At 52.3% G+C, this 22,192-nt stretch carries 20 protein-coding genes; 17 read left to right on the top strand and 3 right to left on the bottom strand.

Features of this window, described 5'->3' with window-relative positions:
• The first annotated feature begins 47 nt into the window (after positions 1-47).
• Entirely contained in the window at positions 48-1,523 is a 1,476-nt protein-coding gene (gene ilvC, locus HV314_RS25120; protein WP_181546982.1) for a ketol-acid reductoisomerase, read from the top strand.
• Positions 1,524-1,577: 54 nt separating this feature from the next.
• Here ilvC and ppiC read toward each other — a convergent pair whose 3' ends face one another.
• On the bottom strand, positions 1,578-1,859 hold the full coding sequence (gene ppiC, locus HV314_RS25115) for a peptidylprolyl isomerase PpiC (protein WP_016155104.1): 282 nt from the start codon (positions 1,857-1,859) through the stop codon (positions 1,578-1,580).
• Between the two features lie 145 nt (positions 1,860-2,004).
• Between ppiC and rep the strand changes: the two genes are divergently transcribed.
• Positions 2,005-4,026, top strand: coding sequence for a DNA helicase Rep (gene rep, locus HV314_RS25110; RefSeq protein ID WP_181546981.1), 2,022 nt, complete (start codon positions 2,005-2,007; stop codon positions 4,024-4,026).
• A 47-nt stretch (positions 4,027-4,073) separates the two neighbouring features.
• Here the strand turns inward: rep and gppA are convergent, their stop codons facing one another.
• Complete coding sequence (gene gppA, locus HV314_RS25105; RefSeq protein WP_016157837.1) at positions 4,074-5,558, bottom strand: guanosine-5'-triphosphate,3'-diphosphate diphosphatase; 1,485 nt, start codon at positions 5,556-5,558, stop codon at positions 4,074-4,076.
• 8 nt (positions 5,559-5,566) lie between these two features.
• Positions 5,567-6,835, bottom strand: a complete 1,269-nt coding sequence (rhlB, locus tag HV314_RS25100; RefSeq protein WP_003829013.1) for an ATP-dependent RNA helicase RhlB — start codon at positions 6,833-6,835, stop codon at positions 5,567-5,569.
• Positions 6,836-6,978: 143 nt separating this feature from the next.
• On the opposite strand from rhlB, the gene trxA reads away from it, so the two are divergent.
• From trxA to wecG, 15 genes are all read left to right on the top strand, one after another.
• Complete coding sequence (gene trxA, locus HV314_RS25095) at positions 6,979-7,308, top strand: thioredoxin TrxA (protein WP_001280776.1); 330 nt, start codon at positions 6,979-6,981, stop codon at positions 7,306-7,308.
• Positions 7,309-7,438: 130 nt separating this feature from the next.
• Positions 7,439-7,558, top strand: coding sequence for a rho operon leader peptide (locus tag HV314_RS25090; protein ID WP_049259789.1), 120 nt, complete (start codon positions 7,439-7,441; stop codon positions 7,556-7,558).
• Between the two features lie 87 nt (positions 7,559-7,645).
• Complete coding sequence (gene rho, locus HV314_RS25085; protein ID WP_002437993.1) at positions 7,646-8,905, top strand: transcription termination factor Rho; 1,260 nt, start codon at positions 7,646-7,648, stop codon at positions 8,903-8,905.
• 238 nt (positions 8,906-9,143) lie between these two features.
• A complete protein-coding gene (gene wecA, locus HV314_RS25080; protein ID WP_053389656.1) occupies positions 9,144-10,247 on the top strand; it encodes a UDP-N-acetylglucosamine--undecaprenyl-phosphate N-acetylglucosaminephosphotransferase in 1,104 nt (367 codons plus the stop codon).
• Between the two features lie 12 nt (positions 10,248-10,259).
• Positions 10,260-11,306: an ECA polysaccharide chain length modulation protein gene (gene wzzE, locus HV314_RS25075; protein WP_047358758.1), complete on the top strand. Its 1,047-nt coding sequence runs from the start codon at positions 10,260-10,262 to the stop codon at positions 11,304-11,306.
• 55 nt (positions 11,307-11,361) lie between these two features.
• On the top strand, positions 11,362-12,492 hold the full coding sequence (wecB, locus tag HV314_RS25070; RefSeq protein ID WP_181546978.1) for a non-hydrolyzing UDP-N-acetylglucosamine 2-epimerase: 1,131 nt from the start codon (positions 11,362-11,364) through the stop codon (positions 12,490-12,492).
• Complete coding sequence (gene wecC, locus HV314_RS25065) at positions 12,489-13,751, top strand: UDP-N-acetyl-D-mannosamine dehydrogenase (RefSeq protein ID WP_046274881.1); 1,263 nt, start codon at positions 12,489-12,491, stop codon at positions 13,749-13,751. The genes wecB and wecC overlap by 4 nt, the downstream gene beginning before the upstream one ends.
• Positions 13,751-14,818, top strand: a complete 1,068-nt coding sequence (gene rffG / locus HV314_RS25060) for a dTDP-glucose 4,6-dehydratase (RefSeq protein WP_047358755.1) — start codon at positions 13,751-13,753, stop codon at positions 14,816-14,818. Before wecC ends, rffG begins: the two co-directional genes overlap by 1 nt.
• A gap of 28 nt (positions 14,819-14,846) precedes the next feature.
• Positions 14,847-15,728 carry a glucose-1-phosphate thymidylyltransferase RfbA gene (gene rfbA, locus HV314_RS25055; protein WP_016155112.1) on the top strand — a complete coding sequence of 294 codons (882 nt, stop codon included), beginning with the start codon at positions 14,847-14,849 and terminating at the stop codon, positions 15,726-15,728.
• Positions 15,706-16,383, top strand: coding sequence for a dTDP-4-amino-4,6-dideoxy-D-galactose acyltransferase (gene rffC, locus HV314_RS25050; RefSeq protein ID WP_047358754.1), 678 nt, complete (start codon positions 15,706-15,708; stop codon positions 16,381-16,383). The genes rfbA and rffC overlap by 23 nt, the downstream gene beginning before the upstream one ends.
• Before the next feature lie 4 nt (positions 16,384-16,387).
• On the top strand, positions 16,388-17,518 hold the full coding sequence (rffA, locus tag HV314_RS25045) for a dTDP-4-amino-4,6-dideoxygalactose transaminase (RefSeq protein ID WP_046274884.1): 1,131 nt from the start codon (positions 16,388-16,390) through the stop codon (positions 17,516-17,518).
• A gap of 1 nt (position 17,519) precedes the next feature.
• The gene (gene wzxE, locus HV314_RS25040; protein WP_181546977.1) at positions 17,520-18,770 is read left to right on the top strand and encodes a lipid III flippase WzxE; all 1,251 of its coding nucleotides are present in this window, start codon (positions 17,520-17,522) and stop codon (positions 18,768-18,770) included.
• Entirely contained in the window at positions 18,767-19,846 is a 1,080-nt protein-coding gene (locus tag HV314_RS25035; protein ID WP_181546975.1) for a TDP-N-acetylfucosamine:lipid II N-acetylfucosaminyltransferase, read from the top strand. Before wzxE ends, HV314_RS25035 begins: the two co-directional genes overlap by 4 nt.
• Complete coding sequence (gene wzyE / locus HV314_RS25030) at positions 19,843-21,198, top strand: ECA oligosaccharide polymerase (RefSeq protein WP_047358751.1); 1,356 nt, start codon at positions 19,843-19,845, stop codon at positions 21,196-21,198. Before HV314_RS25035 ends, wzyE begins: the two co-directional genes overlap by 4 nt.
• Positions 21,198-21,938: a lipopolysaccharide N-acetylmannosaminouronosyltransferase gene (gene wecG / locus HV314_RS25025; RefSeq protein WP_181546973.1), complete on the top strand. Its 741-nt coding sequence runs from the start codon at positions 21,198-21,200 to the stop codon at positions 21,936-21,938. Before wzyE ends, wecG begins: the two co-directional genes overlap by 1 nt.
• Positions 21,939-22,192 lie beyond the last annotated feature (254 nt).

The raw sequence follows: 22,192 nt of genomic DNA, 5'->3' as shown, positions 1-22,192 counted from the left end.
AAACGCGAACCGAACAATAAGACAGTACAACATCACGAGGTATCACCATGGCTAACTACTTTAATACACTGAACCTGCGTCAGCAGCTGGCGCAGCTGGGCAAATGTCGCTTTATGGGTCGCGACGAATTCGCCGATGGCGCAAGCTACCTTCAGGGTAAAAAAGTGGTCATCGTCGGGTGCGGTGCTCAGGGGCTTAACCAAGGCCTGAACATGCGCGACTCCGGTCTGGATATCTCCTACGCCCTGCGTAAAGAAGCGATTGCTGAGAAGCGCGCTTCGTGGCGCAAAGCGACCGAAAATGGCTTCAAAGTAGGTACTTATGAAGAACTGATCCCGCAGGCAGATCTGGTGGTTAACCTGACCCCGGACAAACAGCACTCCGACGTTGTACGTTCCGTACAGCCGCTGATGAAAGATGGCGCGGCGCTGGGCTACTCCCACGGTTTCAACATCGTCGAAGTGGGCGAGCAGATCCGTAAAGATATCACTGTGGTGATGGTTGCGCCGAAGTGTCCGGGTACCGAAGTGCGTGAAGAGTACAAACGTGGTTTTGGTGTTCCAACCCTGATCGCCGTTCACCCGGAAAACGATCCGAAAGGCGAAGGCATGGCGATTGCCAAAGCATGGGCTGCGGCCACTGGCGGTCACCGTGCAGGCGTGCTGGAATCGTCCTTCGTTGCGGAAGTGAAATCTGACCTGATGGGCGAGCAGACAATCCTGTGCGGTATGCTGCAGGCAGGCTCTCTGCTGTGCTTCGACAAGCTGGTGGAAGAAGGTACTGACCCGGCTTACGCCGAAAAACTGATTCAGTTCGGCTGGGAAACCATCACCGAAGCGCTGAAGCAGGGCGGTATCACCCTGATGATGGAGCGTCTGTCTAACCCAGCGAAACTGCGTGCTTATGCGCTGTCCGAACAACTGAAAGAGATCATGGCGCCGCTGTTCCAGAAACACATGGATGACATCATCTCCGGCGAATTCTCTTCAGGCATGATGGCTGACTGGGCCAACGACGATAAGAAACTGCTGACCTGGCGTGAAGAGACCGGCAAAACCGCGTTCGAAACCGCGCCGCAGTTTGAAGGTAAAATTGGCGAGCAGGAGTACTTCGATAAAGGCGTGCTGATGATCGCGATGGTGAAGGCTGGCGTTGAGCTGGCGTTTGAAACCATGGTGGATTCCGGCATCATCGAAGAGTCTGCTTACTACGAATCACTGCACGAACTGCCGCTGATCGCGAACACCATCGCCCGTAAGCGCCTGTACGAAATGAACGTTGTCATTTCCGATACCGCAGAATACGGTAACTACCTGTTCTCTTACGCGTGCGTACCGCTGCTGAAAGAGTTCATGACTACCCTGCAAACCGGGGATCTGGGCAAAGCGATTGCCGAAGGTGCGGTAGACAACGCGCAGCTGCGCGACGTAAACGATGCTATTCGCAGCCATGCTATCGAGAAAGTGGGCCAGAAACTGCGTGGCTATATGACTGATATGAAACGTATTGCTGTAGCTGGCTAAGAGGCTGCCATTCGGCAAAAAAAAGCCCGGTGGTTGAACACACCGGGCTTTCTATTAGTTACGGTACAGCACTTTAATGATGTGGTAACCGAACTGAGTGTGCAGTGGGCCGGTTGGCTCCAGCACCGGGCAGGAGAACACCACTTTATCAAACGCCGGAACCATCTGGCCCTGACGGAATTCGCCTAAATCGCCGCCGCGTTTGCCCGACGGGCAGATAGAGTGTTTCTTCGCCAGTTTACCAAAATCGGCGCCATTTTTGATTTGTTCCAGAAGATCGAGAGCCAGTTTCTCTTCTTTAACAAGGATATGCACTGCTGATGCTGTTTTTGCCATGGTTTGTGCTCTGAGTTGAGTGATAAATCAGGGCGCAATAGTAGCATGTAATCCATGGTCTTCGACGATGGGCTATGACCGATCCCCCTGGCGTCACTTTCTGCTACAATCCACATCCCCGTGTTTACAGATTGAGCAATCCTCTATGCGTTTGAACCCCGGACAACAACAAGCCGTCGAATTCGTCACCGGACCTTGCCTGGTGCTGGCGGGAGCGGGTTCCGGTAAGACGCGTGTTATCACTAACAAAATCGCACATCTGATCCGTGAATGTGGCTATCAGGCACGACATATTGCGGCAGTAACCTTTACCAATAAGGCTGCGCGCGAGATGAAAGAGCGTGTGGCGCAAACGTTGGGTCGTAAAGAAGCGCGCGGGTTGATGATCTCTACTTTCCACACTCTGGGACTGGATGTCATTAAGCGTGAATACGCCGCGCTGGGGATGAAGTCGAACTTCTCGTTATTTGATGATACTGACCAGGTGGCCCTGCTTAAGGAATTGACCGAAGGGCTAATTGAAGACGATAAGCTTATCCTTCAACAGTTGATTTCAACGATCTCCAACTGGAAAAACGATCTGATGACCCCAGCGCAGGCGGCAGCCAGTGCAAAGGGTGAACGCGATCGTATTTTTGCCCACTGCTATGGTCTGTATGACGCGCATATGAAGGCGTGTAACGTCCTCGATTTTGACGATCTGATCCTGCTCCCCACGCTGCTGTTGCAGCGCAATGAAGAAGTACGTGAGCGTTGGCAAAATCGAATCCGCTACCTGCTGGTGGATGAATATCAGGATACCAACACCAGCCAGTACGAGTTGGTGAAGTTGCTGGTGGGGAAACGCGCGCGCTTTACCGTCGTGGGTGATGACGATCAGTCGATCTACTCCTGGCGCGGTGCACGTCCGCAGAACCTGGTACTGTTAAGCAAAGATTTTCCGGCGCTGCAGGTGGTGAAGCTGGAGCAAAACTATCGTTCATCAGGGCGTATCCTGAAGGCGGCGAACATCCTTATTGCTAACAACCCACACGTCTTTGAAAAACGGCTCTTTTCTGAGCTGGGCTACGGCGCTGAGCTGAAGGTGTTGAGTGCGAATAATGAAGAGCACGAAGCAGAACGCGTGACCGGGGAACTGATTGCCCATCACTTTGTGAACAAGACGCAGTATAAAGACTACGCCATCCTGTATCGCGGTAATCATCAGTCGCGAGTGTTCGAAAAGTTTCTGATGCAAAACCGCATCCCGTACAAAATTTCCGGCGGGACGTCGTTCTTCTCACGTCCGGAGATTAAAGATTTGCTGGCCTATCTGCGCGTGCTCAGCAACCCGGATGATGACAGTGCATTTTTGCGCATCGTAAATACGCCAAAGCGTGAAATCGGTCCGGCCACGCTGCAAAAGCTGGGGGAATGGGCGATGACGCGTAATAAAAGCCTGTTTACCGCTAGCTTTGATATGGGACTTAGCCAGATGCTAACCGGGCGTGGATATGATTCTCTGACCCGCTTTACGCACTGGCTGGGTGAAATTCAACGTCTGGCGGAGCGCGAGCCGGTTGCCGCCGTACGCGATCTGATCCACGGCATTGATTACGAATCCTGGCTGTATGAAACCTCGCCGAGCCCGAAAGCGGCCGAAATGCGTATGAAAAACGTCAACACGCTGTTCAGCTGGATGACGGAGATGCTGGAAGGTAGTGAGCTGGAAGAGCCAATGACCCTGACTCAGGTCGTTACCCGCTTTACCCTGCGCGACATGATGGAGCGCGGAGAGAGCGAAGAGGAGTTGGATCAGGTGCAGTTGATGACGCTGCATGCTTCAAAAGGACTGGAGTTCCCTTACGTATTTATGGTGGGAATGGAAGAAGGATTTTTGCCGCACCAGAGCAGCATCGATGAAGATAACATCGACGAAGAGCGTCGTCTGGCTTACGTCGGGATTACACGTGCGCAGAAAGAACTTATCTTCACGCTGTGTAAAGAGCGCCGTCAGTACGGTGAACTGGTACGACCTGAACCGAGCCGTTTCCTGTTGGAACTACCACAAGATGACGTTATCTGGGAACAGGAACGTAAAGTGGTGAGTGCCGAGGAGCGGATGCAAAAAGGGCAGGCCAGCATTGCTAACATTCGGGCAATGATGGCGAAAGCCAAAGAGAAATAGGTATTTTGTAGGCCGGATAAGCGTAAGCGCTATCCGGCAGCCAGCATCTAATGCACTTCCAGCGGCCAGTGGACATAGCTTTGCCACTGTATTTCCTGATCGATTAACTCTGTACCTAATGGATGATGTTCCAGCCAGCCTTCCGGTAGCGTTAACGTCAGATTCTCATCCTGAGCTTGCAGGGTGATATGTGGCACTAAATCGTCGCGACGGCGAGCGGCGAAAATGATCGCCAGGCGTAGCAAACGGCAAAGGTGCTCCGCGATGCGTGGTGGCACAGCGTTTTGCTGGTGGAGTGAAGATAGATCGACCGGATTAGTTTGGTTGAGCAACAGCGTGGCTAACAGTTTCTTCTGCGCGGGAGTAAAGCCCGGGAGATCGAGATTACGTACCAGCCAGGCGGCATGCAGTGGCGCCTGCTTATACTCTACGCTCAGTCCTATTTCATGCAACTGACAGGCACTTTGCAGCAGTTCACGACTAATGGCTTCAAGATGCCACTCATCTTTCACCTGTTCGAGTAAATGTACAGCCAATTGCGTGACGCGATTCGCCTGATCGGTGTCGACCATAAATCGACGCTGAATATTACGCAGCGTACGGCTGCGAATGTCCTGATCAACCGGCAAGTGCAGCATGCCGTAGACCAGACCTTCGCGTAGTGCGCCGCCGGCCAGAGTCATGCATTGAATATTCAGTTCGGTGAAAATGGCGATCAGAATGGCCAGTCCGCTGGGAAAAACCAGTGCGCGTTCCAGCGTTAACCCTTCTATTTCCAGCTCTTCCAGACGACCACAATGAATGGCGCGCTGTTTAAGCTGCTGAAGCTTGGCCAACGTAATGCGCTCATCCATGCCTTGCGCCATCATGATTTCCTGTAACGCCTGGACGGTGCCAGAGGCACCAACGCAAACTTTCCAGCCATGAAAACGCAGTTTGTCGGCGACCGGGCGCAGAACTTCGCGAGCCGCTTTCTCTGCTTCGTCAAAGTTTTCCTGTGCCAGATTACGATTGGTGAAATACCTTTCGAGCCAGGTGACGCAGCCCATTGACAGGCTGAACAGAGAGGTGGTTTGCGCGCCGGAGCCGGTAACCAGTTCAGTGCTGGCACCGCCAATATCAACGACCAGACGCTGATCGGCGCCGCCGGTGGTGTGGGCAACACCTTGATAAATCAGCCGCGCTTCTTCTTCACCGCTGATGACCTGGACAGGGCAGCCGAGGATCTCTTGCGCTTTGGCGATAAACTCATCGGCGTTTACCGCGATGCGTAATGTTGCCGTGGCGACCACGCGGATTTGCGGCTGAGGGATATCCTGCAGGCGTTCAGCAAACAGGCGCAGGCATTGCCAGCCGCGCTCCATAGCTTCAGCGGAAAGAACGTTGTCGCTGTTGAGGCCAGCGGCCAGACGCACCTTGCGTTTAATACGCGTGAGCGTCTGAATGCTTCCCGCCACCTCGCGTACAACCAGCATATGAAAACTATTCGAGCCTAAATCAATTGCGGCGTACAGCGAAGTGGTTGTGAGCATATCTAACGTTAACCTGAACGACGACGATTACGCGGAGCACCACCGGTACGGCGTGGGCCATTGCCTGTGCGCGGACGCGTTAAGCGTAACGGCTTCGGCAGATCGGTCATCAGCGCATCCGGGTTGTACTTGCTGACCGGGATCGAGTGACCGATATAGGTCTCGATTGCTGGTAAATTCAGCGCGTATTCTTCACAGGCCAGGCTGATAGAGTGACCGCTTGCTCCGGCGCGACCGGTACGACCGATACGGTGAACGTAATCTTCACAGTCATCCGGCAGGTCATAGTTAAATACGTGCGTTACGGCTGGGATATGCAGACCACGCGCGGCGACATCCGTCGCAACGAGAATGTCGAGATCGCCACGGGTGAACTCATCAAGGATACGCAGACGTTTTTTCTGCGCCACGTCACCGGTCAACAGACCGACGCGATGACCGTCAGCGGCAAGGCTACCCCAGATATCTTCACAACGATGCTTGGTGTTAGCAAAGACGATGGCGCGATCTGGCCACTCTTCTTCAATCAGCGTTTGCAGTAAACGCATTTTCTCTTCGTTGGAAGGATAGAAGAGCTCTTCTTTAATACGGTGACCTGTCTTCTGTTCTGGTTCGACTTCAACGTACTCGGCGTTATTCATCTGTTCGAACGCCAGTTCGCGAACGCGGTAAGAGAGGGTTGCAGAAAACAGCATGTTCAGACGTTGGGTGGTTGGCGGCATACGACGGAACAGCCAACGGATATCTTTGATAAAGCCCAGATCGTACATACGATCGGCTTCATCCAGCACCACGACCTGAATCGCGCCCAGGTTAATGTGGTTCTGTTTTGCATAGTCGATGAGACGACCGGTCGTGCCGATAAGAATATCGACGCCGCTTTCCAGCACTTTCAGCTGTTTGTCGTAACCGTCGCCGCCATAAGCCAGGCCTAATTTCAAACCGGTGGTCTGTGCCAGCGGCTCGGCGTCAGCGTGGATCTGCACGGCTAACTCACGCGTTGGCGCCATAATTAACGCACGCGGTTGGTTCACCTTGCGATCGGCAATCGCGGGATGAGAGAGAAGATAATGAAACGTTGACGTCAGGAACGCCATCGTTTTTCCGGTACCGGTTTGCGCCTGCCCTGCAACATCACGACCTGCCAGCGTTAGCGGCAGCGCGAGGGCCTGAATGGGCGTGCAGTTATGAAAGCCTTTATTTTCAAGGGCTTCTATCACCTTTGGGTGCAGGGCGAAGTCGGAAAACTTCTGTTCTGTTAAATGTGTTTTGCTCATAGTGTGGTAGAATATCAGCTTACTATTGCTTTACGAAAGCGTATCCGGTGAAATAAAGTCAACCTTTAGTTGGTTAATGCTACATCAACACGTCGTTGATTAAGAGTACACCAACGCACCAGGCTTATTCCTGTGGAGTTAATATGAGCGATAAAATTATTCACCTGACTGACGACAGTTTTGACACGGATGTACTCAAAGCGGACGGAGCTATCCTCGTTGATTTCTGGGCAGAGTGGTGCGGTCCGTGCAAAATGATCGCTCCAATTCTGGATGAAATCGCTGACGAATATCAGGGCAAATTGACGGTTGCTAAACTGAACATTGACCAAAACCCAGGCACCGCGCCGAAGTATGGTATCCGTGGCATCCCGACCCTGCTGCTGTTTAAAAACGGCGAAGTTGCGGCGACTAAAGTCGGCGCACTATCCAAAGGTCAGTTGAAAGAATTCCTCGACGCTAATTTAGCGTAAGGAAGTCTCATGATCGGGCGACCATACTTCGAAATGATTCGGATGACTGGACGCCCGACTTGAGTCGTGCTAAGTTAGTGTTGACTTCGTATTAAACATACCTTATTAAGTTTGAATCTAGTTATATCCAATACTTCCCGTTGTTTCTCGCGCGAGAAGTGGACAGATTCCTGGCTTGTCACTCAATCCGTCTTGTCGTTTCAGTTCTGCGTACTTTCCTGTGACCAGACAGCGAACAGACATGAGTTGATGGCCGTAAACAGGCATGGATGACCCTGCCATACCATTCACAACATTAAGTTCGAGATTTACCCCAAGTTTAAGAACTCACACCATTATGAATCTTACCGAATTAAAGAATACGCCGGTTTCTGAGCTGATCACTCTCGGCGAAAATATGGGCCTTGAAAACCTGGCTCGTATGCGCAAGCAGGACATTATTTTTGCCATCCTGAAGCAGCACGCAAAGAGTGGCGAAGATATCTTTGGTGACGGTGTGCTGGAGATATTGCAGGATGGATTTGGTTTCCTCCGCTCTGCAGACAGCTCCTACCTCGCCGGTCCTGATGACATCTACGTTTCTCCCAGCCAAATCCGCCGTTTCAACCTCCGCACTGGTGATACCATCTCTGGTAAGATTCGCCCGCCGAAAGAAGGTGAACGCTACTTTGCGCTGTTGAAAGTTAACGAAGTTAACTACGACAAACCAGAAAACGCCCGTAACAAAATCCTCTTTGAGAACTTAACACCGCTGCACGCAAACTCTCGTCTGCGTATGGAACGTGGTAACGGTTCTACTGAAGACTTAACGGCGCGTGTACTGGATTTGGCATCACCGATCGGTCGTGGCCAACGTGGTCTGATTGTTGCTCCGCCGAAAGCAGGTAAAACCATGCTGCTGCAGAACATCGCGCAGAGCATTGCTTACAACCATCCGGACTGCGTGCTGATGGTGCTGCTGATTGACGAACGTCCGGAAGAAGTTACCGAGATGCAGCGTCTGGTGAAAGGTGAAGTGGTTGCGTCTACCTTTGACGAACCAGCCTCCCGCCACGTTCAGGTTGCGGAAATGGTTATCGAGAAGGCGAAACGTCTGGTTGAACACAAGAAAGACGTTATCATTCTGCTCGATTCCATCACCCGTCTGGCGCGTGCTTACAACACCGTGGTTCCGGCTTCCGGTAAAGTTCTGACCGGTGGTGTTGATGCCAACGCCTTGCATCGTCCGAAGCGTTTCTTCGGTGCGGCGCGTAACGTGGAAGAGGGCGGTAGCCTGACCATCATCGCGACTGCGCTGATCGATACCGGCTCTAAAATGGATGAAGTTATCTACGAAGAGTTTAAAGGTACCGGCAACATGGAACTGCATCTCTCTCGTAAGATTGCTGAAAAACGCGTCTTCCCGGCTATCGACTACAACCGTTCCGGTACCCGTAAAGAAGAGCTGCTCACCACCCAGGAAGAGCTGCAGAAAATGTGGATCCTGCGCAAAATCATCCATCCGATGGGTGAGATTGATGCCATGGAATTCCTCATTAACAAGCTGGCGATGACCAAGACTAACGACGACTTCTTCGATATGATGAAGCGTTCGTAATTCAGGTCTCATCCGAAAACGCCACGTTTTTACGTGGCGTTTTGCTTTTGTGGCTGTAATCTTAACGACACAATAACGATAATACGGTATGACATACCGCATGGCGAAGAAGGGTTGAAATTCGTATTTTGTGGTTGCTAATCATATAGAACCACCTGATATTGAGTCGGGTTTCTCTTCTGAATAATTGGCTGGATGGTTATACTTCGTGTATTGATATTCTCTGAGAGCATGTATAGTGAATTTATTGACAGCAAGTACTGATCTCATCAGTATTTTTTTATTCACAACGCTGTTTCTTTTCTTTGCCCGCAAGGTCGCGAAAAAGATTGGATTGGTGGATAAACCCAACTTCCGCAAACGTCATCAGGGACTGATTCCGCTGGTTGGAGGGATTTCGGTTTACGCAGGCATTTGCTTTACGTTTCTTATCGCCGATTACTATATCCCGCATGCTACTCTCTACCTGGGTTGTGCTGGTGTACTGGTGTTTATCGGTGCCCTGGACGATCGTTTTGATATCAGTGTAAAAATCCGCGCAACCATCCAGGCCCTTATCGGCATCATTATGATGACGGTGGGTAAACTCTATCTGCTAAGCCTTGGCTATATTTTCGGCCCTTGGGAGATGGTGCTCGGTCCTTTTGGATATTTCCTTACCCTGTTTGCCGTCTGGGCGGCAATAAACGCCTTCAATATGGTGGATGGGATTGATGGTCTGTTGGGTGGATTATCTAGCGTGTCATTCGCCGCTATGGGGCTTATCCTGTGGTTCGATGGGCAAACAAGCCTGGCCATCTGGTGTTTTGCCATGATCGCCGCCATTCTGCCTTACATCCTGCTGAATCTGGGTATTCTCGGACGCCGCTATAAAGTTTTTATGGGGGATGCGGGCAGTACGCTGATTGGCTTCACGGTGATTTGGATCCTGCTGGAGACTACCCAGGGGCCAACGCATCCTATCAGCCCGGTCACCGCTTTGTGGATTATTGCCATTCCGTTAATGGATATGGTGGCAATTATGTATCGTCGCTTACGCAAGGGCATGAGCCCTTTCTCCCCGGATCGCCAACATATTCACCATTTAATCATGCGCGCCGGATTTACCTCCCGACAGGCTTTTGTCCTGATTACCCTGGCTGCAGCTATTCTGGCATCTATTGGCGTGCTGGCTGAATATTCTCGCATTGTCCCGGAGTGGGTGATGTTGGTGTTTTTTTTACTGGCGTTTGTCTTGTACGACATCTGTATTAAACGGGCCTGGAAGGTAGCGAGATTTATCAAACGTTTGAAGCGCAAGTTGCGTAGAAACCGTGAAAGTAAACCAGACTTAACCAAATAAATTGAGGGTACGATGAGACAACCATTACCGGGGGAAGATGCCGTGAGCGCTGAAAATGAACTGGATATCCGTGGGTTGTTTCGTACCTTGTGGTCAGGGAAGGTGTGGATCGTCGGTATGGCTCTCGCCTTCGCGATAGCGGCCCTCGCCTATACGTTTTTTGCGCGTCAGGAGTGGAGTGCCACGGCGATTACTGACAGGCCAACGGTCAATATGTTGGGTGGCTTTTACTCTCAACAACAGTTTTTACGCAACCTGGATATTAAGGCCAGTCTCGCGTCCACGGACCAACCGTCAGTAATGGATGAGGCCTATAAAGAATTCATTATGCAGCTTGCCTCCTGGGATACACGCCGAGAATTCTGGCAGCAGACTGATTACTTTAAGCAGCGTATGGTCGGTAATAGCAAAGCCGATGCGGCGATGCTGGATGAACTGATCAATAACATTCAGTTTTTGCCTGGCGATACGCTGCGTAATACCAATGACAGCGTGAAGCTGATTGCCGAGACGGCTCCTGATGCCAACAATTTGCTGCGCCAGTACGTCGCGTTTGCCAGCCAACGCGCGGCACGTCATCTGAATGATGAGTTAAAAGGCGCATGGGCCGCACGCACTGTGCAGATGAAAGCGCAGGTCAAACGTCAGGAAGAAGTGGCAAAATCCATTTTCTCTCGCCGCGTCCACAGCATTGAACAAGCGCTTAAAATTGCTGAGCAGCATAATATTTCGCGTACTTCCACAGATGTTCCAGCTGATGAATTGCCGGATTCAGAATTGTTCTTACTCGGACGTCCAATGTTGCAGGCGCGACTTGAGAATCTGCAGTCAATTGGTCCGGATTTCGATCTGGACTATTTCCAGAACAGGGCCATGCTGAACACCCTGAACGTTGGACCAACTTTAGATCCGCGTTTTCAGACCTATCGTTATTTGAGAACGCCGGAAGAGCCGGTAAAACGTGACAGCCCTCGTCGCGCCTTCCTGATGATTATGTGGGGTATCGTTGGGGCTCTGATCGGTGCTGGTGTCGCGTTAACCCGTCGCCGTACGATTTAGCAATGCCGTTGCAGTGAGGGGCTGGGCTCTCACTGCCAATCCGAAGAGAATCGATGTGAAAGTACTGACTGTATTTGGTACGCGACCGGAGGCCATTAAGATGGCTCCTCTGGTTCATGCGCTGGAAAAAGATCCTGATTTTGAGGCGAAAGTTTGCGTTACGGCGCAGCATCGGGAGATGCTCGATCAGGTGTTGAATCTTTTTTCCATTGTACCTGACTACGATCTCAATATTATGCAGCCAGGTCAGGGACTAACAGAAATAACCTGCCGCATCCTGGAAGGGTTAAAGCCTATTTTGGCTGAATTCAAACCCGATGTGGTGTTGGTTCATGGTGATACCACAACCACGATTGCTACCAGTCTGGCCGCGTTCTATCAGCGCATCCCGGTGGGGCATGTAGAGGCTGGTTTACGTACAGGCGATCTCTATTCACCATGGCCGGAAGAGGCTAATCGTACGCTGACCGGGCGTCTGGCAATGTATCATTTTGCCCCAACAGAAAACTCGCGCCAAAATCTGTTACGAGAAGCTATCCCTGATGATCGTATTTTCGTCACGGGTAATACGGTTATTGACGCGTTGATCTGGGTTCGGGATCGCGTACTGGCGAGCGATGCATTGCGTGCTGAACTGGCAGAACATTATCCTTTCCTGAGCTCTGATAAAAAGATGATCCTGGTGACCGGTCATCGTCGGGAAAGCTTCGGTCGCGGTTTTGAGCAAATCTGTCACGCCCTGGCGGAAATAGCCGCGTGTAACCAAAATGTGCAGATTGTCTATCCGGTACACCTGAACCCTAACGTCAGTGAGCCGGTCAATCGCATCCTGGGTCACGTTGAAAACGTGGTGTTGATTGAACCGCAGGACTACCTGCCATTCGTATGGCTGATGAATCACGCCTGGCTGATCCTTACTGATTCTGGCGGGATTCAGGAAGAAGCGCCGTCTCTGGGGAAACCTGTGCTGGTAATGCGTGAAACAACGGAGCGCCCGGAAGCTATTACCGCAGGGACTGTACGCCTGGTAGGTACAGACCCACAGCGGATTGTTGAAGAAGTCACGCGTTTGCTGCATGACGACAATGAATATCAGATCATGAGCCGCGCCCATAATCCGTATGGAGACGGGCTGGCATGTGACCGCATTTTAGATGCATTAAAAAATAATCGGATATCGCTATGAGTTTTACGACCATTTCTGTCATTGGGTTGGGTTATATCGGACTGCCAACGGCGGCTGCCTTTGCTTCCCGTCAAAAACACGTAATTGGCGTAGATATAAATCAACATGCGGTGGATACCATTAATCGCGGCGAAATTCACATCGTTGAGCCCGATCTGGGGGCGGTGGTGAAAACGGCGGTCGAAAATGGGTTTTTACGTGCGAGCGCGACACCCGTAGATGCTGATGCGTATCTGATTGCGGTGCCTACCCCGTTCAAGGGAGATCATGAACCCGATATGGTCTACGTAGAAGCCGCGGCGAAATCTATTGCGCCAGTTTTGAAAAAAGGCGCATTGGTGATTCTGGAATCCACCTCACCTGTCGGGGCAACTGAACAGATGGCCGCATGGCTTGCAGAAATGCGGGCTGACCTGACTTTCCCGCAGCAGGTCGGTGAACAGGCGGACGTTAACATTGCTTATTGCCCAGAGCGCGTACTGCCGGGTCAGGTAATGGTCGAACTGATTAAAAACGATCGGGTGATTGGAGGAATGACCTCCGTCTGTTCCGCGCGCGCCAGCGAGCTGTACAACATCTTTCTCGAAGGCGAATGTGTGGTGACCAACGCCCGCACCGCAGAAATGTGTAAGCTGACGGAAAATAGCTTTCGCGATGTCAATATCGCCTTCGCCAATGAACTGTCGCTGATTTGCGCCGATCAGGGGATCAACGTCTGGGAACTGATTCGCCTGGCAAACCGCCATCCACGCGTGAATATTTTGCAGCCCGGCCCTGGCGTAGGTGGACACTGTATCGCGGTCGATCCGTGGTTTATCGTGGCGCAGAACCCGCAGCAGGCGAAATTGATCCGCACCGCGCGTGAGGTAAACGATGGTAAACCGCATTGGGTGGTCGATCGGGTAAAGGCTGCCGTAGCCGACTGTCTGGCGGATACCAACAAACGGGCTAGCGAAGTGAAAATTGCCTGTTTTGGTCTGGCATTCAAACCCAATATTGACGATTTGCGTGAAAGCCCGGCGATGGGAATTGCGCAGAATATTGCGCAATGGCACAAAGGCGAAATGCTGGTGGTGGAACCGAACATCCATCAACTGCCGAAAAAACTGGATGGTATTTGCCAACTGGCGACGCTGGACGATGCTCTGGCACGTGCTGATGTGTTGGTCATGTTGGTTGACCATAATGAATTTAAAGGCATCAAAGGCGATGCGGTTCAACAGCAGTACATCGTTGATACCAAAGGGGTCTGGCGCTAATGAAACGAATTCTGGTTACCGGTGGAGCGGGATTTATCGGCTCGGCGGTTGTGCGACATATCATTCATGATACCGAGGATGCGGTGGTTGTGGTCGATAAGCTGACCTACGCCGGAAACCTGATGTCGCTGGAGCCGGTTGCGCAGAATTCCCGTTTTGCCTTTGAGAAAGTGGATATTTGCGATCGGGCATCGCTCGACAGGGTGTTTCAACAATATCAGCCGGACTGCGTGATGCATCTGGCTGCAGAAAGCCATGTCGATCGTTCAATTGATGGTCCGGCCGCCTTTATCGAAACCAACATTGTGGGAACCTACACGCTGTTGGAAGCAGCGCGCGCTTACTGGAGTACATTAGCCAGTGAGGAAAAATTGGCGTTTCGTTTCCACCATATCTCGACTGACGAGGTGTATGGCGATCTCCATTCCACAGATGATTTCTTCACCGAAACCACGCCGTATGCGCCGAGCAGCCCTTATTCCGCGTCGAAAGCCAGCAGCGATCATCTGGTTCGCGCCTGGCTGCGTACCTACGGTCTGCCAACGCTGATTACCAACTGTTCCAATAACTATGGTCCGTACCATTTCCCGGAAAAACTGATTCCGCTGATGATCCTCAACGCACTGGCGGGCAAACCGTTGCCGGTATATGGCAATGGTCAACAGATCCGTGACTGGTTGTATGTAGAAGATCACGCCAGGGCGCTCTATTGCGTGGCGACGACGGGCGCGGTTGGGGAAACCTATAATATTGGTGGCCATAACGAGCGTAAAAACCTGGATGTTGTCGAAACGGTTTGCAGCCTGTTGGAAGAGCTGGCTCCGCATAAACCGCAGGGCATCGCGCAGTACCGCGACTTGATCGCTTTTGTGGACGATCGCCCAGGCCATGATTTACGTTACGCCATTGACGCTTCAAAAATTGCGCGTGAACTCGGGTGGATGCCGCAGGAAACGTTTGAAAGTGGAATGCGCAAAACCGTGCAGTGGTATCTGGATAATCAGGCATGGTGGAAACCCGTGCAGGACGGCAGTTACCAGGGCGAACGTTTAGGTCTGAAGGGCTAACAGCCTGGTTTTGCGGAGGAGGCAACGCATGAAAGGTATCATTCTGGCGGGTGGCTCAGGTACTCGCCTGTACCCCATTACGCGGGGCGTATCGAAGCAACTATTGCCCATTTACGATAAGCCGATGATTTACTACCCGCTATCGGTACTGATGCTGGCGGGAATTCGCGAAATCCTGATTATCACCACTCCGGAAGATAAAGGCTATTTCCAGCGTTTGCTGGGCGATGGATCTGAGTTCGGCATTGAACTGCACTATGCTGAGCAACCGAGCCCGGATGGATTAGCGCAGGCTTTTATTATCGGTGAAACGTTTCTTAACGGTGAACCATCGTGCCTGGTGTTAGGGGACAACATCTTCTTTGGTCAAGGATTCAGTCCAAAACTGCGTCATGTGGCCGCCAGAACGCAAGGTGCGACGGTGTTTGGCTATCAGGTCATGGACCCTGAACGTTTTGGTGTTGTTGAGTTTGATGACAATTTTCGCGCAGTCTCTCTGGAAGAGAAGCCGAAAGCGCCGAAATCTAATTGGGCGGTGACAGGGCTCTATTTTTATGACAGCAAAGTGGTGGAATACGCGAAACGCGTGAAACCTTCTGAGCGTGGGGAGCTGGAGATTACGTCTATCAACCAGATGTATCTTGATGACGGACATCTGACGGTTGAATTGCTTGGGCGTGGCTTTGCCTGGCTGGATACCGGTACGCATGACAGTTTGATCGAAGCGAGCACTTTTGTGCAGACGGTGGAGAAACGCCAGGGCTTTAAAATAGCCTGTCTGGAAGAAATCGCCTGGCGTAACGGTTGGCTGGATGACGAAGGCGTGAAGCGTGCCGCCAGTTCACTGGCCAAAACGGGTTATGGTCAATACCTGCTGGAGCTGCTCCGTGCTCGTCCGCGCCAGTATTGAGCCGCTTAGCTGGGAAAATACGTTCTTTGGCGTGAATAGCGCCATTGTCCGTTTTGACCAACGCGCGCCGGTTCTAACTGCGGATGCGTTGCTGCCCTGGTCGCGTGTACAAGCAAAAATACTTGCCGCAAATAGCCATGAATTAGATGCTCTGCAGCATTTGGGTTTCTCACTGGTAGAAGGTGAAGTCGATTTTGTACTGCCGGTAACGTGTGCCAGCGGCGACCCCGGTGCGCAGGTCGCGCAACCTACGGATATCCCGGTATTACGCCATCTGGCAGGACAGGCATTTGCGCAAAGCCGTTTTCGCGCCCCGTGGTATGCCGAAGATGCCAGCGCGCGTTTCTACGCACAGTGGATTGAAAACGCGGTGCTGGGGACGTTTGATCATCAATGCCTCATTTTTCGTAAACCGACTGGTGAGATTCGTGGCTATGTCTCGCTGCGTGAACTGAATGCGACCGAGGCGAGAATTGGCCTGCTGGCCGGGCGTGGTGCGGGTGCAGAACTGATGCAGGCCGCGCTTTGTTGGGCACAGGCCCGCGGTAAAACAACATTGCGCGTGGCGACCCAAATGGGTAACACCGCCGCGCTTAAACGTTATATACACAGTGGTGCGAATGTGGAAAGCACCGCGTATTGGTTATACAGGTGACACGATGATTCCATTTAATGCACCGCCGGTGGTGGGAACTGAACTCGATTACATGCAGTCTGCGATGAATAGCGGCAAACTGTGTGGTGACGGTGGCTTTACCCGTCGCTGTCAGCAGTGGCTGGAGCAGCATTTTGGCAGTGAGAAAGTGCTGCTGACGCCTTCCTGCACCGCATCGCTTGAGATGGCGGCATTGCTGCTGGACATCCAGCCTGGCGATGAAGTCATTATGCCGAGCTACACGTTTGTCTCTACGGCCAATGCCTTCGTGTTGCGCGGCGCGAAAATCGTCTTTGTTGATATTCGCCCGGATACCATGAACATTGACGAAACGCTGATTGAAGCGGCGATCACCGATAAAACCCGCGCTATTGTGCCGGTACATTACGCGGGCGTGGCCTGCGAAATGGATACCATCATGGGGCTGGCCACTAAACATAACCTGTATGTGGTGGAAGATGCCGCCCAGGGCGTCATGTCGACCTACAAGGGGCGTGCGCTGGGTACGATTGGTCACATCGGCTGCTTTAGCTTCCATGAGACCAAAAACTATACCGCAGGCGGGGAAGGTGGAGCGACGCTGATTAATGATAAAAAATTAGTCGAGCGCGCAGAGATCATCCGTGAAAAAGGGACTAACCGTAGTCAGTTTTTCCGCGGCCAGGTAGATAAGTATACCTGGCGTGATATCGGTTCCAGCTATTTGATGTCCGATCTGCAGGCGGCTTATCTGTGGGCGCAGTTGGAAGCGGCTGATCGTATTAACCAGCAGCGTCTGGCGCTGTGGCAAAAGTATTACGATGCCCTGGAACCGCTGGCGCGTGCCGGGCGTATTGAGCTGCCTTCGATACCGGAGGGTTGCGTACAGAATGCCCATATGTTTTACATCAAACTGCGCGATATCGACGATCGCACGGCGTTGATTAACTTCCTGAAAGAAGCTGAAATTATGGCGGTGTTCCACTATATCCCGCTGCATGATTGCCCGGCTGGCGATAAATTCGGCATGTTTGCCGGTGTTGATCGTTACACCACCAAAGAGAGCGAACGCCTGCTGCGTTTACCGCTGTTCTACAATCTGTCGCCGGTGAACCAGCGAACAGTCATTACGACCTTACTCAACTACTTCGCCTGATATGTCGCTTGCAAAAGCGTCCTTATGGACGGCGGCCAGTACGCTGGTAAAAATTGGTGCAGGTTTGCTGGTTGTGAAGTTGCTGGCGGTGTCGTTTGGACCGGCAGGCGTGGGGCTGGCGGGTAACTTCCGCCAGATGGTCACTGTGCTTGGCGTGTTGGCGGGGGCCGGCATTTTCAATGGCGTCACGAAATACGTTGCGCAGCATCATGACGATCCGGCCCGGCTCCGTAAGGTGGTCGGTACCTCTTCCGCGATGGTGCTGGGATTCTCTACGCTGATGGCGGTGATTTTTTTGCTGGCGGCCGCACCTATCAGTCAGGGATTATTTGGTCATACTCATTATCAGGGGCTGGTTCGACTGGTTGCGCTGGTGCAGATGGGCATAGCCTGGGCGAACCTGCTGCTGGCGCTGATGAAGGGCTTCCGCGATGCGGCGGGTAACGCGCTGTCGTTGATTGTGGGGAGCCTGGTGGGCGTAGCGGCTTATTATGGCTGTTATCGCCTGGGAGGGTATGAAGGCGCCTTGCTGGGCCTGGCGCTGGTACCTGCGCTGGTCGCTATCCCTGCCGCTATAATGCTGATTAAGCGTGGGACTATCCCCCTGCATTACCTGAAACCCTCGTGGGATAACGGTCTGGCAGGGCAGTTAAGCAAGTTTACGCTGATGGCGCTGATTACCTCCGTAACGCTGCCAGTGGCATACGTGATGATGCGAAACCTGTTGGCGGCGCAGTACAGCTGGGATGATGTGGGGATCTGGCAGGGGGTGAGCAGTATCTCCGATGCTTATCTGCAATTTATCACCGCCTCATTCAGCGTTTACTTGCTGCCGACGTTGTCGCGTTTGACTGAAAAGCGCGACATTACACGCGAAGTGATCAAGTCGTTGAAATTCGTGCTGCCGGCGGTTGCTGCCGCAAGCTTTACCGTCTGGCTACTGCGCGATTTTGCTATCTGGCTGCTTTTCTCCGCTAAATTCACCGCCATGCGCGACCTGTTCGCCTGGCAACTGGTCGGTGATGTGCTGAAAGTCGGCGCCTATGTTTTCGGTTATCTGGTGATCGCGAAAGCGTCGCTGCGGTTTTATATCTTGGCAGAAATTAGCCAGTTCATGTTATTGACGGCGTTTGCCCATTGGCTGATCCCTGCACATGGTGCGCTGGGCGCGGCACAGGCTTACATGGCAACGTACATTGTCTATTTCTCTCTTTGTTGTGGCGTGTTTTTACTCTGGCGTAGGCGGGTATGACTGTACTGATTCACGTTCTGGGATCGGATATCCCTCACCATAACCAAACCGTGCTGCGGTTTTTCAACGACTCGCTGGCCGCGACGAGCGAGCACGCGCGCACGTTTATGGTTGCAGGTCAGGATGCCGGATTCAGTGAGAACTGCCCGGCGTTATCGCTAAGCTTCTATGGTGGGAAAAAGGCGCTGGCTGAAGCTGTTATCGCGAAAGCAAAAGCGGATCGCCAACAGCGTTTTTTCTTCCACGGTCAGTTCAACACCAGCCTGTGGTTAGCGCTGCTGAGCGGGGGAATTAAACCGGAGCAGTTTTACTGGCATATCTGGGGCGCGGATTTATATGAAGTCTCCAGTGGACTGAAATTTCGCCTGTTTTACCCCATTCGCCGTATGGCGCAGAATCGCGTGGGCTGCGTATTTGCCACGCGGGGTGATTTGAGCTATTTCGCCGAACAGCATCCGCGCGTGCGTGGCGAGTTGCTCTATTTCCCAACGCGAATGGATCCCTCCCTCAATAATATGAGCAACGCGTGTCAGCGCAGCGGCAAGATGACGGTGCTGGTTGGCAACTCTGGCGATCGCAGCAATGAGCATATTGCCGCGCTACGCGCCGTCCATCAGCAGTTCGGCGACACGGTGAATGTGATTGTACCGATGGGGTACCCCGCCAATAATGCGGCTTATATCGACGAGGTTCGTCAGGCCGGCCTGGCATTGTTTAGCGCTGAGAATCTGCAAATTTTAAGTGAAAAGCTGGAATTTGATGCCTATCTGACATTATTACGTCAGTGTGATTTGGGTTACTTTATTTTTGCCCGTCAGCAGGGGATCGGTACCCTGTGTTTACTGATTCAGGCCGGTATCCCGTGCGTGCTCAACCGTGAAAATCCCTTCTGGCAGGATATGGTGGAACAGAATCTCCCGGTGTTATTTACCACTGATGAGCTCAATGAAGGCGTCGTACGCGAAGCGCAGCGCCAGTTGGCATCGGTAGATAAAAATACAATCACCTTCTTTAGCCCGAATTATCTGCAGCCGTGGCGCAACGCGCTGCGTATTGCTTCAGGAGAAACCGTATGAGCCTGATGCAATTTAGCGGTCTGCTGGTGGTATGGCTGCTCTCCACCTTGTTTATCGCCACGCTGACCTGGTTTGAATTCCGCCGCGTGCGTTTTAACTTCAATGTTTTCTTCTCACTGCTGTTTTTGCTGACGTTCTTCTTCGGGTTCCCGTTGACCAGCATACTGGTGTTCCGTTTTGATGTGGCAGTTGCTCCGCCGGAGATCCTGCTGCAGGCCTTGCTGTCAGCCGCCTGTTTCTATGCCGTCTACTACGTGACGTATAAAACACGCCTTCGCAAGCGAGTCGAGGATAAGCCACGCAGGCCGCTATTTACCATCAATCGCGTTGAAGCGCATTTGACCTGGGTTATCCTGATGGCGATTGCATTGGTGAGCGTGGGCGTCTTCTTTATGCACAACGGATTCCTGCTGTTCAGACTGCAATCCTACAGCCAAATTTTTTCCAGCGAAGTCTCTGGCGTAGCTCTGAAGCGTTTCTTCTACTTCTTCATTCCGGCAATGCTGGTGGTCTATTTCCTGCGTCAGGACAGCAAAGCGTGGTTATTCTTCCTGGTGAGTACCGTCGCGTTTGGTTTGCTGACCTATATGATTGTTGGCGGGACGCGCGCCAATATCATCATTGCGTTTGCCATCTTCTTGTTTATCGGCATCATTCGCGGCTGGATTTCGCTGTGGATGCTAGCCGCCGCGGGCGTGCTGGGTATCGTCGGGATGTTCTGGCTGGCGCTGAAGCGCTATGGGATGAACGTTAGCGGCGACGAGGCGTTCTATACCTTCCTGTACCTCACGCGCGACACCTTCTCGCCGTGGGAGAATCTGGCGCTGTTGCTGCAAAATTACCACAATATTGAGTTTCAGGGGCTGGCGCCGATTGTCCGTGACTTCTACGTCTTTATCCCTTCCTGGCTTTGGCCTGGGCGGCCGAGTATTGTCCTCAACTCAGCGAACTACTTTACCTGGGAAGTGTTGAACAACCACTCAGGTCTGGCGATTTCGCCGACGTTAATTGGTTCACTGGTGGTGATGGGCGGGGCGCTGTTTATCCCGTTAGGCGCGATTGTCGTTGGACTCATCATCAAGTGGTTTGACTGGCTGTATGAGTTAGGCAACTGCGAAACCAATCGCTACAAGGCGGCGATTCTGCACAGTTTCTGTTTTGGCGCTATTTTCAATATGATCGTGTTGGCACGTGAAGGGCTGGATTCGTTTGTCTCGCGAGTGGTCTTTTTCCTCGTGATTTTCGGCGTGTGTCTGCTGGTGGCAAAACTGCTGTTTTGGCTATTCGATAGTGCGGGACTCATCCATAAACGAATCAAATCGCTGCCCCGGACACAGATTGAAGGATCGTAATGACAGATAACACAACTGCGCCACTCTACTCGCTGCGCGGGCTACAATTGATTGGCTGGCGCGATATGCAGCATGCGCTAAATTACCTGTTTGCCGAGGGGCATCTCAGGCCTGGAACACTGGTGGCAATCAACGCCGAGAAGATGCTGACGGCAGAAGATAACCCTGAAGTGCGGGATCTGATCAACGCCGCTGAGTTCAAATATGCGGATGGGATTAGCGTGGTGCGCTCAGTGCGCAAAAAATTTCCGCAGGCGCAGGTTTCACGCGTGGCAGGGGCTGATCTTTGGGAAGCGCTTATGGCGCGAGCCGGGCAGGAAGGAACGCCTGTCTTCCTGATTGGTGGCAAGCCTGAAGTTCTGGCGCAAACGGAAGCCAAACTGCGTGCCCAGTGGCGCGTGAACATTGTAGGCAGTCAGGACGGTTATTTTACCCCGGACCAGCGGCAGGCGTTGTTTGAACGTATCCACGCCAGCGGTGCGCAGATTGTGACGGTGGCGATGGGCTCGCCGAAACAAGAGATCTTTATGCGTGACTGCCGGAAGATTCACCCTGAAGCGCTGTATATGGGCGTCGGTGGTACCTACGACGTCTTTACCGGTCACGTTAAGCGTGCGCCGCGAATCTGGCAGACTCTGGGGCTGGAGTGGCTGTATCGCTTATTGTCGCAGCCAAGCCGTATCACTCGTCAACTTCGCTTATTACGCTATCTCCGCTGGCACTATACCGGCAACCTCTGACGCCCTCCCTCCTTTGATAAGTAGCGTGATCTGCTAATTACGCTACTTATTCACAACATAATCGCTGCTTTCTCGCACAATCTATTTATTTTTTGAATGCTTTAATTGCCATTTAAGCGATTTTAGGAAACCATTCGCAACAATCATTGCAGTGCCGTGGTGTTTTTGACGCCAACCGTTAAGCGGTCGGTGCCGTATGGCCTGTTATGGCATAACAAGATGTACCCATAACGAGAACCGGTAATACCGGACAG

It is taken from the genome of Citrobacter sp. RHBSTW-00887 (genome assembly GCF_013728095.1).
Classification (GTDB): domain Bacteria; phylum Pseudomonadota; class Gammaproteobacteria; order Enterobacterales; family Enterobacteriaceae; genus Citrobacter; species Citrobacter braakii.
The sequence above is the reverse complement of the archived record's forward strand: the minus strand, read 5'-3'. Positions and strand labels throughout refer to the sequence as shown.